Annotated in this window: 13 protein-coding genes; 6 read left to right on the top strand and 7 right to left on the bottom strand. The window is 66.4% G+C overall.

Features of this window, described 5'->3' with window-relative positions; translation table 11 throughout:
• Nucleotides 1–3: 3 nt before the first annotated feature.
• Genes nosZ through ACQR1X_RS14360 form a run of 6 tightly spaced genes read left to right on the top strand, consistent with a single transcriptional unit; the run spans nt 4 to nt 6,617 of the window.
• Entirely contained in the window at nt 4–1,929 is a 1,926-nt protein-coding gene (gene nosZ / locus ACQR1X_RS14385) for a TAT-dependent nitrous-oxide reductase (RefSeq protein WP_316216182.1), read from the top strand.
• 3 nt (nt 1,930–1,932) lie between these two features.
• Nucleotides 1,933–3,324, top strand: coding sequence for a nitrous oxide reductase family maturation protein NosD (locus ACQR1X_RS14380; RefSeq protein ID WP_434899070.1), 1,392 nt, complete (start codon nt 1,933–1,935; stop codon nt 3,322–3,324).
• Nucleotides 3,321–4,241, top strand: a complete 921-nt coding sequence (locus ACQR1X_RS14375; protein ID WP_434899069.1) for an ATP-binding cassette domain-containing protein — start codon at nt 3,321–3,323, stop codon at nt 4,239–4,241. Before ACQR1X_RS14380 ends, ACQR1X_RS14375 begins: the two co-directional genes overlap by 4 nt.
• Nucleotides 4,238–5,068 carry an ABC transporter permease subunit gene (locus ACQR1X_RS14370; RefSeq protein WP_434899068.1) on the top strand — a complete coding sequence of 277 codons (831 nt, stop codon included), beginning with the start codon at nt 4,238–4,240 and terminating at the stop codon, nt 5,066–5,068. Before ACQR1X_RS14375 ends, ACQR1X_RS14370 begins: the two co-directional genes overlap by 4 nt.
• Nucleotides 5,065–5,622, top strand: a complete 558-nt coding sequence (locus ACQR1X_RS14365) for a nitrous oxide reductase accessory protein NosL (protein ID WP_316216179.1) — start codon at nt 5,065–5,067, stop codon at nt 5,620–5,622. Before ACQR1X_RS14370 ends, ACQR1X_RS14365 begins: the two co-directional genes overlap by 4 nt.
• Entirely contained in the window at nt 5,619–6,617 is a 999-nt protein-coding gene (locus ACQR1X_RS14360; protein WP_434899067.1) for an FAD:protein FMN transferase, read from the top strand. Before ACQR1X_RS14365 ends, ACQR1X_RS14360 begins: the two co-directional genes overlap by 4 nt.
• Nucleotides 6,618–6,663: 46 nt before the next feature.
• On the opposite strand, the gene ACQR1X_RS14355 is transcribed toward ACQR1X_RS14360, so the two are convergent.
• The 7 genes from ACQR1X_RS14355 to ACQR1X_RS14325 are packed head-to-tail and all read right to left on the bottom strand — an operon-like array spanning nt 6,664 to nt 13,684.
• Nucleotides 6,664–7,290: an FMN-dependent NADH-azoreductase gene (locus tag ACQR1X_RS14355; RefSeq protein WP_316216177.1), complete on the bottom strand. Its 627-nt coding sequence runs from the start codon at nt 7,288–7,290 to the stop codon at nt 6,664–6,666.
• Nucleotides 7,291–7,293: 3 nt separating this feature from the next.
• Complete coding sequence (locus ACQR1X_RS14350; RefSeq protein ID WP_434881137.1) at nt 7,294–8,868, bottom strand: isochorismatase family protein; 1,575 nt, start codon at nt 8,866–8,868, stop codon at nt 7,294–7,296.
• Nucleotides 8,869–8,886: 18 nt separating this feature from the next.
• Nucleotides 8,887–9,735, bottom strand: coding sequence for an MBL fold metallo-hydrolase (locus tag ACQR1X_RS14345; RefSeq protein ID WP_434899066.1), 849 nt, complete (start codon nt 9,733–9,735; stop codon nt 8,887–8,889).
• A 39-nt stretch (nt 9,736–9,774) separates the two neighbouring features.
• Nucleotides 9,775–10,662, bottom strand: coding sequence for an amidohydrolase family protein (locus tag ACQR1X_RS14340; protein WP_434899065.1), 888 nt, complete (start codon nt 10,660–10,662; stop codon nt 9,775–9,777).
• Nucleotides 10,659–11,777 (bottom strand): VWA domain-containing protein, encoded by a 1,119-nt coding sequence (locus tag ACQR1X_RS14335; protein ID WP_434899064.1) that lies wholly within the window; start codon nt 11,775–11,777, stop codon nt 10,659–10,661. Before ACQR1X_RS14335 ends, ACQR1X_RS14340 begins: the two co-directional genes overlap by 4 nt.
• Nucleotides 11,774–12,655 (bottom strand): AAA family ATPase, encoded by an 882-nt coding sequence (locus ACQR1X_RS14330; protein WP_315802959.1) that lies wholly within the window; start codon nt 12,653–12,655, stop codon nt 11,774–11,776. The genes ACQR1X_RS14335 and ACQR1X_RS14330 overlap by 4 nt, the downstream gene beginning before the upstream one ends.
• 6 nt (nt 12,656–12,661) lie before the next feature.
• A complete protein-coding gene (locus tag ACQR1X_RS14325; protein WP_315802958.1) occupies nt 12,662–13,684 on the bottom strand; it encodes a xanthine dehydrogenase family protein molybdopterin-binding subunit in 1,023 nt (340 codons plus the stop codon).

Below are 13,684 nucleotides of genomic sequence, written 5' to 3'. Positions count from 1 at the left end.
ACGATGGCGCAAGACGACGACCAGACAAAAATCAGCCGCCGGCAGATCGTCGGCACCGCCGCACTGGGCGCGGCCGGCGTAGCCGGCAGCATTGGACTTGGCAAGAGCGTCGAGACCGCGCCGGCCGCCGCGCAACCACGTTCGGCCCAGGGCGCCGGCAAGGCGGAGGTCGCCCCCGGCGAGCTCGACGAATACTACGTGTTCTTCTCCAGCGGCCAGACCGGCGAGCTGCGGATCATCGGCATGCCGTCGATGCGCGAGCTGATGCGCATCCCCGTCTTCAACCGGTGCAGCGCCACCGGCTGGGGCCAGACCAACGAGAGCCGCAAGATCATGACCGAGGGGCTGCTGCCGGAGACGCGCGAGCGGCTCAAGGACAGGCTCGGCATCTGGATGAACGGCGACTGCCACCATCCGCACATGTCGTTCACCAATGGCACATATGACGGCCGCTACATCTTTATCAACGACAAGGCCAACACCCGCCTCGCCCGCATTCGCACCGACGTGATGAAATGCGACAAGATCATCGAGCTGCCGAACCAGTACACCATCCACGGCATGCGGCCGCAGAAGTTCCCGCGCACCGGCTACGTGTTCTGCAACGGCGAATATGAGGTGCCGCTACCGAATGACGGCAAGGTGCTCGACGACAAGTCGAAATACTGGTCGATGTTCTCGGCCGTCGACGGCGATACCATGAAGGTTGCCTGGCAGGTGATCGTCGACGGCAATCTCGACAACACCGATTGCGACTACCAGGGCAAATATGCCTTCTCCACCTGCTACAACTCGGAAAAGGGCGTTACCTTGGCCGAGATGACGGCAAGCGAGCAGGACTGGGTGACGATCTTCAACATCAAGCGCATCGAGGAAGCCGTCAAGAAGGGCGACTTCAAGGAGATGAACGGCGTTCCCGTCATCGACGGCCGCAAGGGCTCGCCCTACACGCGCTACGTTCCGGTCTCGAACAGCCCGCACGGCCTCAACACCGCCCCCGACGGCATCCATGTCGTCGCCAATGGCAAGCTGGCGCCGACGGTCACGGTGATCGACGTCCGCCTGATCGACAACCTGTTCGACGACAAGATCAAGCCGCGCGACGTCGTCGTGGCCGAGCCGGAGCTCGGCCTCGGGCCGCTGCACACCGCCTTCGACGGCCGGGGCAATGCCTACACTACGCTGTTCCTCGACAGCCAGGTCTGCAAATGGAGCATCGATCTCGCCAAGCGAGCCTTCAAGGGCGAGAAGGTCAACCCCATCATCCAGAAGCTCGACGTCCACTATCAGCCGGGCCACAACCACGCCTCGATGGGCGAGACCAAGGAAGCCGACGGCAAATGGCTGCTGTCCTTGAACAAGTTCTCCAAGGACCGCTTCCTGAATGTCGGGCCGCTGAAGCCGGAAAACGACCAGCTGATCGACATCACCGGCGACAAGATGGAGCTGGTGCACGACGGCCCGAGCTTCGCCGAGCCGCACGACGCCGTCATCGTGCACCGCTCCAAGCTCGAGGGCCGCGTGACCTCGATCTGGAAGCGCGACGACCCGTTCTTCGCCGACGCCCGCAAGCAGGCCGCAGCCGACGGCGTCACACTGGAGAGCGACGCCAAGGTGATCCGCGACGGCAACAAGGTGCGCGTCTATATGTGGTCCAGCGCGCCCGCCTATGCGCTCGAGAAGTTCGAGGTCAAGCAGGGTGACGAGGTGACCGTCTATGTCACCAACATCGACGACGTCGAGGATCTGGTGCACGGCTTCTGCATCGTGAACTACGGCGTCAACATGGAGATCGATCCGCAGCAGACCTCGTCGGTGACGTTCATCGCCGACAAGCCCGGCGTGTACTGGTATTTCTGCACATGGTTCTGTCACGCCATGCACATGGAAATGCGCGGACGCATGCTGGTCTCGCCGCAGAACGCGTGAGCGATGCGGCGCATGCGCCATATCAAGACTCTGGGGCTTGCGGCGCTCGTCGTCGCCGGCCTGCCCTTCCGCGCAACAGCGGCGACACGACAGATCGCGGCCGATATTGCCGACTTGCAGGACGTCCTCGATCGCGCCGCCGACGGCGATGAGATCGCGCTGGCCGCAGGCACCTATCGCGGGCCGCTGCGGATCTCCCATCGCCTGACACTGACAGGCGCGCATGGCGCGGTGATCACCGGCGATGGGCATGGGAGCGTCATTACCGTCACGGCACCGGGTACCGTCATTCGAGGCTTCGTCCTCAAAGGATCCGGTCGCTCGCTCGAGAAGATGGATTCCGGCATCTTCGTCGACCAGGGCGCGCACGACACGCTGATCGAGAACAACCGGATCGAAGGCAATCTGTTCGGCGTCTATCTGCACGGATCAGCCAATGCCATAGTCCGCCACAACAGCATCATCGGCCTGCGCGCGACGCTGCCCGGCGGCACCGGCAATGGCGTTTCGGTCTGGAACGCGCCGGGCGCCAAGGTGATCGACAACGACATCCGCTATGGCCGCGATGGCGTGTTCGCCATTACCAGCCGCAACAACACGTTCAGCCACAACCGCTTCAGCGAGCTGCGCTTTGCCGTCCACTACATGTACGCCAATGACGGCGAGATCACCGGCAACGTCTCGGTCGGCAACATCATCGGCTATGCGATGATGTTCTCGAAGAACCTGGTCGTGAAGGACAACGTCTCAGACCACGACCGCGATCGCGGCATGCTGTTCAACGCGACCAACGGCTCGCAAATCTCCGGCAACAGCGTGATCGGCGGCTTGCAGCCGGCGGAGCGCTGGGCGACCGCCGAGAACCGCGGCACCGACGAAGGCGTGCCGCTGACCGACAAGAGCGTGTTCACACCGAGCGGCGGCGTCCGTCCCGGCCCCGAGAAATGCGTGTTCATCTACAACACGAACAATAATCGTATCACCAATAACTGGTTCGAGGGCTGCGAGATCGGCGTGCACTTCACCGCCGGCTCCGAAGGCAACGACATCCGGGGCAATGCCTTCGTCAACAACGCCAGCCAGATCAAATATGTCGGCACGCGCCATCTCGACTGGTCGAAGAACGGCAGCGGCAATTACTGGAGCGACAATCCCGGCTTCGACCTCAACGGCGACGGCGTTGCCGACACCGCCTACCGGCCGAACGATCTGATCGACCGCGTGCTGTGGACCGCGCCGGCCGCCAAGGTCCTGATCAACAGTCCGGCCGTGCAGGTGATCCGCTGGGCACAGGCGCAGTTCCCGGCGATCCTGCCCGGCGGGGTGGTCGATAGCCATCCGCTGATGTCGCCACCGCCGGCGCGCCGCACTGCCGCCGGGAGCAGCGCCCGATGAGCGCGACCGTCCATATCGCCGACGTGGTCAAGCACTACGGCAAGGTCGAAGCCGTCAAGGGCGTGTCGTTCGATCTCGCGGCCGGAGAGATGGTGGCCCTGATCGGCCACAACGGCGCCGGCAAGACCACGCTGATGAAGATGATGCTCGGCCTGATCCGGCCGACCAAGGGCACGATCGCGCTGCTCGGTGAAAACCCGGCCGCGGGCGAGTTCTCCTCGCGGCGTCGGCTCGGCTATCTGCCGGAGAACGTCGCCTTCGATGCCGCGCTCACCGGCCGCGAGACGCAAACCTTCTACGCCCGCCTCAAACGCGAGCCGGTGAGCGGCGCACTGGCGCTGCTCGATGTCGTCGGGCTGGGCGACGCTGCCGGGCGCCGCGTCAATACCTACTCGAAGGGCATGCGCCAGCGGCTTGGCCTGGCCCAGGCGCTGATCGGCCGGCCACGCGTGCTGCTGCTGGACGAGCCGACCACCGGTCTCGATCCCGAGCTGCGCCAGACGTTCTACGAGGTGATCCAGAAGCTCGCCGCCGAGGGCACGACGCTGCTGCTGTCATCGCATGCGCTGACCGAGCTGGAGGAGAGGGCCGGCCGTGTCATCATCATGAACAAGGGCCTCAAGGTCGCCGACGGCACGCTCGACGAACTGCGCCGCCTCGCGCGACTGCCGACTCGGATCCGGGTCAAGGTCGCTGACCTGCCGCTATCCGGCCGGCCCTCGTGGCTGCCGGAGGCGACCTCCTATCGTCGGATCAACGGCCACATTGTCGAGATCGACGCGGCGCCGGACGAGAAGATCGCTCTGCTGCGCCGTGCGACGGCCGAGGGCACCGCCGTGCAGGATCTCGAGCTCATCCCGCCCAATCTCGACGAGCTCTACGCGCATTTCCTGCGCCACGCGGAGCGTTCGCAATGAATGCCGTGATCACCATCGCCGCGAAGGAAATCCAGCAGGCGATCCGCAACCGCTGGGTGCTGGCGTCGACCCTGCTGCTGGCAGGGCTCGCGCTGTCGCTGACCTTTCTCGGCAGCGCACCGACTGGCACCGTGGGCGCGCGCGCACTCGACGTCGTCATCGTCAGCCTGTCGAGCCTGACCATCTTCCTGATCCCGCTGATCGCGCTTTTGATCTCGCACGACGCCATCGTCGGCGACATGGAGCGCGGCACCATGCTGCTGCTGCTGAGCTATCCGGTGGCGCGCTGGCAGGTGCTGCTCGGCAAGTTCCTCGGTCATCTCGCGGTGCTCGCCTTCGCGACCTGCCTCGGCTATGGCGCCGCTGCGGTGGCGCTGCTGATCGCCGGCAGCCACTTCGACAGCGACGGGCTCACCGCCTTCGCCGCGATGATCGGCTCCTCCGTTCTGCTTGGCGCGGTGTTCGTCGCGATCGGCTATCTGGTCAGCGCAGTCGTGCGCGACCGCGGCACCGCAGCGGGTGTCTGCATTGGCCTGTGGCTCGCGCTCGTCCTGATCTACGACATGGCGCTGCTCGGCCTTCTGGTCATCGACCAGGGCCGCAACGTCTCCGGCGGCCTGCTCAGCGCGCTGCTGCTGCTCAACCCGACCGACGCCTACCGGCTGTTCAACCTGACCGGCTTCGCCAATGTCAGCCTGTTCTCCGGCATGGCCGGGCTCGCCGGCAGCAGTACGCTGTCGGTTGAGGTGCTGCTCACCGCGTTGGTGCTGTGGACGTTGGTGCCGCTCGCAGGCGCCGCGCTGGCCTTCTCCCGGAGAGAGCTATGAAACGCCTCGCTTACGCCGGCGCGCTCATCGCCGCCTTTGCGCTCGCCGCCTGCAACGACAAGCAGGCCGCCGCGCCGCCGCCGCCGGTCAAGCTGACGGCGGAGGCGATCGGGCATTATTGCGGAATGAACCTGCTCGAGCATTCCGGTCCCAAGGGACAGATCTTCGCCGCCAGCCTGATCGAGCCGGTGTGGTTCTCCTCCGCGCGCGACGCCATCGCCTTCACGATGCTGCCAGACGAGCCCAAGGACATCCAGGCGATCTACGTCTCCGACATGGGCAAAGCCGCGAGCTGGGACAATCCGGGCGCCGACAATTGGGTCGAGGCGCGCAAGGCGGTGTTCGTGATCGGCAGCCGGGTCAGGAGCGGCATGGGCAGCGACGAGGCGGTGCCGTTCTCGGATCGGAGCGCGGCCGAGCGATTCGCTGCCGAGCACGGCGGCCGCATCGTCGGCTTCACCGGGGTGCCGCGCGACTATGTGCTGAGCTCGCCCGACGACAACGCCGGCGCGATCGAGCCGGGCCACAAGGACACGCCTGGGGTGCAACGATGACAAATCAGCTCTCGCGTCGGCGCTTCATCCGCATCAGCGCCGCATTGGCGGGCCTCGCGGTCGCTCCTTCCAGGGCGCATGCGGCCGACAGCACAAGCGGACTGGTCGAATGGCGCGGCACGCTGCTCGGCGCCGTCGCCACGATCAAGCTTCATCACCGCGACCGGCAAGAAGCCGAACGGCTGATCACGGTCTCGATCGGCGAAGCCCGGCGGCTCGAGCGCCTGTTCAGCCTGTATCTGGAGCAATCGGCGCTGGTGACGCTGAACCGCACCGGCGTGCTGGTGGACCCCGCGCCCGAGCTGGTCGACATCCTCACACGCTCGCAGCGCTACGCCGCGATGACCGACGGCCGCTTCGACCCGACCGTGCAGCCGCTGTGGACGCTCTACGCCGATCATTTTTCGCGCCCGGATGCCAATCCCGACGGCCCGCCGCAGGCGGCCGTGCAAGAGGCGCTGACGCGGGTCGGCCATCAGCGGCTGAGCGTCAGTCGCGATCGCATCGTCATGCCGCGCGGCATGGCGCTCACCCTCAACGGCATCGCGCAGGGCTATGTCACGGACAGGATCGTCGAGCTGCTGCGCGGCGAGGGCGTACAGCACAGCCTGGTCGACATGGGCGAAGCCCGCGCCATCGGCGCACGGCCGGACGCACGGCCCTGGGAGGTCGGGATCGCCGACCCTGACAATCCCGATCGGATCGCCGCGATGCTACCGATCATCGATCGGGCCGTATCGACGTCAGGCGCCTATGGCCTCCGCTTCGATCCACAAGGCCGCTTCAATCATCTGTTCGATCCGCACAGCGGCGGCTGCGCGCAGCGCTATCGCAGCGTGACCACGGTCGCCGGCAATGCAACGGCGGCGGACGCGCTCTCGACCGCGTTCAGCCTGATGTCGGAGCCCGAGATCCGTGCGCTGCTGCCCCGCACCGAGATCGAACGTGTTCACCTGATCGACGAGGCCGGAGCCGCAGTCGACCTCGTCGGCTGAGTCCGTCTCGTCTGCCGTCGGACCGCAATCGGGAACGTCACATCAGCTAGAATCGTGCGGCCATCTCGACGAGCCGCCTGTGCGCCCGCTCACGTGCGGCGGCGGTGTGCGTCGCCGGTCCGCTGGTCGGCCCGATCGCCACGAAGTGGAGGTCGCGAAGACCCATGAAGCGCAGCGCCTCGCACAAATAGGGCGTCGCGAGGTCGGTCCGCCCCCGGCTGATGCCGGTGGTGAAGTCGCCGCCGCTGGCGAGGATCACCAGCGTCGGACGATCCTTCAGGAGCGGCAGGTAGCCACGCGACGGATCGAAGCGAAAGGTGAGGCCCGGCTGATTGATGATGTCGAGCCAGTGCTTGAGTTTGTAGGGAATGCCGAAATTCCACATCGGCGTCGAGATCACGACGCGCTCGGCCAGATCGAGCCGCACCGCCATGCGTTCGGCCGCCGCGAACGCCTCGCGCTGGCCGTCGGTGAAGGTGCGGCCGCCCATGCGGGCATACTTCGCCTGCAAAATCTCACCGTCGAACTCCGGCAGATTCTCGCGCCACAGATTCATCTCGTCGACGTCCCATCCCGGCCGGGCCTGCCTGAAGCGGTCCAGGAAGGCGCGCGCGCCGGCGCTGGATTCCGAATCCGCCCGCGGCGAGGCGACGAGATGCAGCAGCTTTGGCATGCCTCACCCAAGTGCCCTGATCACCGCGTCGGCCGTGGTCACGACAGCAACATTCTGCATGGCGAAGTTGATCGACGCATTGTGCCAGTCCGCGTTCATGGTCGAGCAGCAATCCTCCGGCACCACCATGAAGTAGCCCTTGTCCGCCCCGGTCCGCGCGGTGTGCTCGACCGACATGTTGGTCCAGGCGCCGGTGTTGATGATGACGTCGCGCCCGGTGGCCTTGAGAATGGTCTCGAGCCGCGTGCCCTCCCAGGCGCTCATCCGCATCTTCTCGACGACGAAGTCCCCGCTCCGCGGCTCCAGCCCCGCGACCGGCGCGGCCCCCCAGCTGCCGCGCACCATCGCCTTGCTGTCGACCAAACCCTCGAACAACGGCGCGTTCAGGGTCACGCCGGGGGCGCCGGGCTCGACCACGAACCAGACGTGAATGATGACGACGCCGCGCGCGCGGGCGGCCTCAGCGAGCCGCCGGACATTGTCGATAACACGCTGCTGCCTGGCGTGCCCCGGCGCTCCGGACTCGGCGAAGGCGCCGCCATCCATGATGACATCGTTCTGCAGGTCCTGGATGATCATGGCGCAGCGGCGCGGGTCGAGCTGCATGTCGCCAGCAGCGAGCTGCGGGGCCGAAGACGCGGTGGCCGGCGCGGCGTTGCTGCCAGTCCGCCCGCTCATATACGTCTCGTGGCGCGGACCGATCTTGGTTGCGATCGCGTAGACCGAATGCGTCGCGGTCAGATAGAGCGTGCGGAAATCAGCCCCGCCCCAGGCGAGGTTGGCGACGAGCTCCGGCACGCGGACCTTGCCGAGCAGCTCGCCGCCGGGCGCGTAGACCCAGACGCCGCCGGGAGCGGTGACCCAGACATTGCCGCGCTGATCGCATTTCATACCGTCGGGCACGCCGGGCTCGAGCTCGGAACGGATGCCGCTTGCAAAGATGCGTCCGTTCGACAGCGCACCATCGCCGCCGACGTCGAACACGCGGATCACCGCCTGCACCGTGTCGTTGACGTAAAGCAGTTTCTCGTCCGGCGAAAAGCACAGTCCGTTGGGCTGGTCGAACAGATGGCGGTCAACGAGCAGCCGCGGCGGCCCGCCGCCCGGCGCCACCCGGTACACGCCCTGGAAGCCGAGCTGGCGCGGCCGTTCCACGCCATAGACCGGCATGCGGCCATACCACGGATCGGAGAAGTAGATCGCCCCGCTCGAGTGGACGCACACGTCGTTGGGGCTGTTGAGTTCCTGGTTCTCGAAATGCGACGCCAGGATCTCGCGGCGGCCGTCGGGACGCTCGCGCACCAGCGACGACGTCGCGTGTTCGCAGACGATCAGGTTGAGCTCGGCATCATAGGTCATGCCGTTGCACTTGTTCGAGGGCCGCCGCATCTCGACCACGCCGCGCTTCGCATCCCAGCGGCGGCGGACATCAGCCGGCATGTCGGAGAACAGCAGGAACTGCTCGACGGGATGCCAGATCGGCCCCTCCGTGAACTCGAAGCCGGTCGCCACCTGCGCCACCGGCGCGTAGGGGTCGACCAGGGTCTCGAACTCAGGGCGCAAGGTCACGTGTGTCATCGTTGTGCCTCGTGCGGATCACGCCGGGAACCAGTGCCGCTGCGGCAGCGACTGCACGATCGGACCCGGCACCTGGTCATGCAGCCGCCCCGTTACGACGCCGCCTTCGATCTTGGCGGGACGGTCATGCACCGGCAGCAGATAGCGCGAGCTCGACAACAGCTTCTTGACCGCCGCCTTCTCGGCACGCTTGGTGGTACCGTGATTGCCGGTGGTGCGCGGCTCGCCATCCTGGATCTCGTTGAACGGCGTCACGATCTGGTCGTTGAAATCGTAGATGACGTCGCCGCAGATGGTGGCGATGCCGTCGGCGGTGTGGACGTGGATGTTCATCGAGCCCTCGGTATGGGCGTTCGCAGCATCGCAGTAGACGCCCGGCATCAGCTCGACCGGGCCGGTGAGCTCGAGGTCGAGGAAGCGCAGCGCGCTCTTGGTGTGCAGCCGGTCGATGAGATGCTTGATGTCCGGCGCCGGATATTGCGGATGCATCAGGCCGGAGACGGAGTATTCGAGCTCGCGGCGGTTGAGCACGACCGTCGTGTTCATCGGGAACAGGTCGTCCTTGCCGGCATGATCGATGTGCAGATGGGTGTGGCAGACATAGCGGACGTCGCCCATGCGGACGCCGTGGCGCGCCAATTGGTTCTCGATCATGTTCTCATGGTACTGCAGCCCGCGCATGCCCAGCGTCTCCATGATCTGGTTGGAGCGGTAGCCGGTATCGACCACGACCGGATACGGGCCGCCCAGGATCAGGAAGCCGAGCGTCAACACCCGGCGGGTGCGGCCGCAATCACGACCGAGCACGAGGAAGCTCGATTCGAGCTCGATATCACCATAGTCGAGAATCTTGATTTCCAGCGCCATGAGCGTTCCCTGTTGCTTTTGTTGTCGTTGCAGGCGGTATCATCCCAGCCGATAGACGCGCTGCGCCGTCCCTCCCATGACCTGCGCGCGCGCATGCTCGTCGAGGTCCTGGATGGCAGCCTCGTAGGCCGCGACCAGTGCGCGATAGTCGGTCCAGAGCTTCTCGATCGGAAAATTCGAACCGAACAGGCAGCGCTCGGGCCCGAACATTCCGATCGTCTCCCGCACCACCTCGACAACATGCGCCGGATCGTTGCGGCGAATGAAGGTGCCGAGGCCCGAGAGCTTGCTGACGACGTTGCTGCAGTTCGCCAGCCGCTGCATTCCGGCTCGCCATTGATCGCGACCATGTGCGGACAGGTCCTCCGGCATGCCGGCGTGCTGAAGGATGAAAGTCACGGACGGACAGCTCTCGGCAAGCGCCGCGGCGCCAGCCATCTGCGGCGCGAAAACCTGCAGGTCGAAGGACCAGCCGTAGTCGGCGAGCCGCGCGATGTTGGCGCGGATATGGGTATCGCTGCAAAGGTCCGGGGACGAAGCGTAACGATAGAGCGGGTTCTCATGCCAGTGGAGCTGCATCCGGACCCCGCGGAGCAGCGGGTAGCGCGCCAACCGGTCGAACTGCGGCCGCGCATCGTCGACGCTCAGATCGGCATAGGCGACGATCGCATGCGGAAAGCCATGCTGCTCAGAAGTTCGCTGCACCCAGGCGGCCTCGTCCTCGAAGCCGTCCTTCGCCCAGTTGGTCTGCACATAGACCGACTTCCTGACGCCGCTGCCGGCGATGTCGTCGAGATATTCCCCGATCGCGTAGTCGCGCCGGATCGGCTCGTAGGGGCCAAAAATCCGCGGCTGCATCGGCCCGACCAGCCAGGGCAGATCGGCCTGCCGCCAGATGTGATGATGTGCATCGACGTATCCGGTCATGCCGCCCTCCTCTGTGCCAGCGACAGCACATGCGCGACGATGGCCTCGTCCGACCCGCCGGCTGCGATGTCGTCGACGAATGGCGCGATCGCCTGCAGCGCCTCGGTTTGAGGCTTGAATCCGGGCCCCGTCGCGAGCGGCGTCAGCCAGCTCAGGCGCCAGGCGCGCAGCGACAGCTTCCACACGGCGTCACGGAGCACGTGATGGTCACCACGCTCGAGCCCATCCGAGATGACCAGCACGGCGGCGCCCCGCGCGTAGGTCGAGAACCGCGGCACCGCGAGGAAGGCCTGCAGCGCCTCGCCGATACGCGTGCCGCCGTCCCAGTCGCTGACGAGATGAGAGGCAGCGAGCAGCGCCTGCTCGCGCCGCTTGAGCCGCAAGGGCCGCGTCACACGTGTCAGCCGTGTCCCAAGCGTGAACACCTCGGCCTGGGGTACGGCCTGCACCAGCACGTGGGCGAGCCGCATGTTGTCCTCGGTCCGCGCCTTCATCGAGCCGGAGACATCGATCAGCAGCAGCAATCGTCGCAATCGAGGCCGTCGCTTCAGCCGCCGCAGCGACAGCACCTCACCGTCGCGCCTTACGCTCTCACGCAGGGTCCGTCGCAGGTCGACGAAACTGCCGCGCCGCGCGCGCATGCGCCGATGGCCGCGCCGCTTCGGCAGCTTGGCACGCGCCTGGCGCGCGAGACGCTGCAGGACGTTGCCGCCTGTGGTCGCAGCCAAGCGGCGCGCGACCAGCGCCTCGGCACGCGTGGCCGCCAGACCGGACTCGTTCTGCTCCTCGGCGATATCGGGATCGACAGCGCCGCTCCCTTCCTCCTGGAGACGCACGACATCATCCTGCCTGTCGCTCTCGCCGAAGGCCGTCGCCTCGGCAACGCCGAAATGGATGTCGAACAGCAGATTGTAGGTCGCAAGCCGCTCGGGCGGCGGCGCCAGGGTCGCCGTCCCGGCCCGCCGGATATCGTCGATGCTGGTTGGCCCCACCAGTTCGATCGCAGCGAGAAAGGCGGTGGTCTGCTCGGGTGCGATCGCGAAGCCGTTCCGCCGCAGCAGCGCAGCGAACGTCACGAAGATCTCAGTCGCCTGCGGCAGGCGGGGCTCGCTCATGTCATCGCCTCCGCGAGCATCGCGTCGAGCCGCGGCGCGATGAAGGACAGATCCTCCTCATCCTTCAGCGCGACGCCAATCGCGCGCTTGAACGCATCGGGCCAGCGTGCGCCGGTCTGGTTGAGCAGCGTCGCCGCCTCCGCCCAATCAACCGCCTCGGCAATCCCGGGCGCCTTGCTCAGCGGCTCGCGCCGCAGCTTCGCCACTGCAGCCACCACGGCCCGCGCGGTCGCTTCGGCAACACTGGAGGCCCGCATCATCACGATCCGCGCCTCGCGCTCCGCATCGGGATAGTCGATCCAATGATAGACACAGCGGCGGCGCAGCGCTTCGTGCAGGTCACGAGTCCGATTCGAGGTCAGCACCACGATCGGCCGCTCGGCGGCACGGATCGTGCCGCGCTCTGGAATCGAGATCTGGAAGTCGGAGAGGAATTCGAGCAGGAACGCCTCGAACTCCTGGTCGGCGCGATCGATCTCATCGATCAGCAGCACCGTCGAGTCGGGCGCACGCAGGCAGGCCAGCATCGGCCGCTCGATCAGGAACGTCTCACCATAGATGTCGATGCTCTCCTCGCCGGCCTGGCGGATCGCGAGCATCTGGCGCGGATAGTTCCACTCGTAGAGCGCCGCCGCGGCGTCGATGCCTTCGTAGCATTGCAGCCGGATCAGCTTGCGGCCGAGCACTGCAGCGATCGCCTTCGCCGCCTCGGTTTTTCCGACGCCGGGTGCGCCTTCCAAGAGCAGCGGCTTGCCCAGCGCGAGGGCGAGATAGGCCGCGGTCGAGAGCCCGTCATCGGCGAGATAGTAGGCCGCCCGCAGTGCCTTTTCCAGCGCCTGCGGCGAGTCGATGCCGACGATGTTGCTGCGGACCACCATGCTGCGTCACCGCCGCGTCTGTGGCCGGGCGCCACCCTGGGCCCTGATCGCGCGCAGCACCTTCTCCGGCGTGATCGGCAGCTCGTCGATGCGCACGCCGACGGCGTTGAAGATCGCATTCGCGATGGCAGGGAGCACCGGATTGGCGCACATTTCGCCAGGGCCCTTGCCGCCGAACGGCCCGTCGGGCGCCGGCCGCTCCAGCACGGCGATGTCGTGCGGACAGATGTCGCCAGGTCCCGGCATCAGGTATTCGACGAAGTCGCGCGGTCCTTGCTTCGGGTCCGGGTAATACGGCTCCGTCGTCTCGTAGAGCGCGTGGCTCATGCCCATCCAGGCGCCGCCGACCAGCTGCTGCTCGACGAGGCGGGGATTGAGCGCGCGTCCCAGCTCATAGGCACTGTCCATCCTGACCACACCGACCTCGCCGGTCTCGTCATCGACCTCGACCTCGGCAACGAGACACGCATGCGCGTAGCAGGTCGCCGGGGACATTTCGCCGGTCTCAGGATCCACCTCCGACAGCGGCACCAGGAAGATGCCACGGCCGGAGATCGTCTTGCCCTGACGGAACTGCGCGGCGATGGCGACGTCCTTCACCGAGATCGAGCGATGCGGCGCGCCCTTGACGTGAATGTTGCCGCGGCCATCGGTCTCGAGATCGCTGGCGTTGACCTCGAGCTCCTCGGCCGCCGCCTCCATCATGACGCCGCGCGCCTCCTTGGCGGCAGCCATCACGGCATTGCCGACGCGATGCGTGCCGCGCGAGGCGAACGAGCCCATGCAATGCGGGCCGGTGTCGGAATCGGCGGTGTCGACATAGACGTCCTCGACCGGCACGCCGAGCGTCTCGGCGCAGATCTGCCGCGTCACCGACTTCATGCCCTGTCCGAGATCGATCGAAGACAGCGCCACGGTGAACTTGCCGCTGGGATTGGAGTGCACCAGCGCCTGGCTCGGATCGCCGCCGAGATTCATGCCGATGGGATAGTTGATCGCCGCCATGCCGCGACCGCGGTGCCTCGTCAT

The organism is Bradyrhizobium sp. HKCCYLRH3073, assembly GCF_051167995.1.
In the GTDB taxonomy this organism is placed as follows: Bacteria; Pseudomonadota; Alphaproteobacteria; order Rhizobiales; family Xanthobacteraceae; genus Bradyrhizobium.
Note: the sequence above shows the minus strand (reverse complement) of the source record. Positions and strands in the feature narration are given on the sequence as shown.

Excerpts from the sequence above, each read along its gene's own strand:
- nosZ (WP_316216182.1), top strand. The coding sequence starts at position 4 with ATGGCGCAAGACGACGACCAGACAAAAATCAGCCGCCGGCAGATCGTC.
- ACQR1X_RS14380 (WP_434899070.1), top strand. The coding sequence starts at position 1,933 with ATGCGGCGCATGCGCCATATCAAGACTCTGGGGCTTGCGGCGCTCGTC.
- ACQR1X_RS14375 (WP_434899069.1), top strand. The coding sequence starts at position 3,321 with ATGAGCGCGACCGTCCATATCGCCGACGTGGTCAAGCACTACGGCAAG.
- ACQR1X_RS14370 (WP_434899068.1), top strand. The coding sequence starts at position 4,238 with ATGAATGCCGTGATCACCATCGCCGCGAAGGAAATCCAGCAGGCGATC.
- ACQR1X_RS14365 (WP_316216179.1), top strand. The coding sequence starts at position 5,065 with ATGAAACGCCTCGCTTACGCCGGCGCGCTCATCGCCGCCTTTGCGCTC.
- ACQR1X_RS14360 (WP_434899067.1), top strand. The coding sequence starts at position 5,619 with ATGACAAATCAGCTCTCGCGTCGGCGCTTCATCCGCATCAGCGCCGCA.
- ACQR1X_RS14355 (WP_316216177.1), bottom strand. The coding sequence starts at position 7,290 with ATGCCAAAGCTGCTGCATCTCGTCGCCTCGCCGCGGGCGGATTCGGAA.
- ACQR1X_RS14350 (WP_434881137.1), bottom strand. The coding sequence starts at position 8,868 with ATGACACACGTGACCTTGCGCCCTGAGTTCGAGACCCTGGTCGACCCC.
- ACQR1X_RS14345 (WP_434899066.1), bottom strand. The coding sequence starts at position 9,735 with ATGGCGCTGGAAATCAAGATTCTCGACTATGGTGATATCGAGCTCGAA.
- ACQR1X_RS14340 (WP_434899065.1), bottom strand. The coding sequence starts at position 10,662 with ATGACCGGATACGTCGATGCACATCATCACATCTGGCGGCAGGCCGAT.
- ACQR1X_RS14335 (WP_434899064.1), bottom strand. The coding sequence starts at position 11,777 with ATGAGCGAGCCCCGCCTGCCGCAGGCGACTGAGATCTTCGTGACGTTC.
- ACQR1X_RS14330 (WP_315802959.1), bottom strand. The coding sequence starts at position 12,655 with ATGGTGGTCCGCAGCAACATCGTCGGCATCGACTCGCCGCAGGCGCTG.
- ACQR1X_RS14325 (WP_315802958.1), bottom strand. The coding sequence starts at position 13,684 with ATGACGAGGCACCGCGGTCGCGGCATGGCGGCGATCAACTATCCCATC.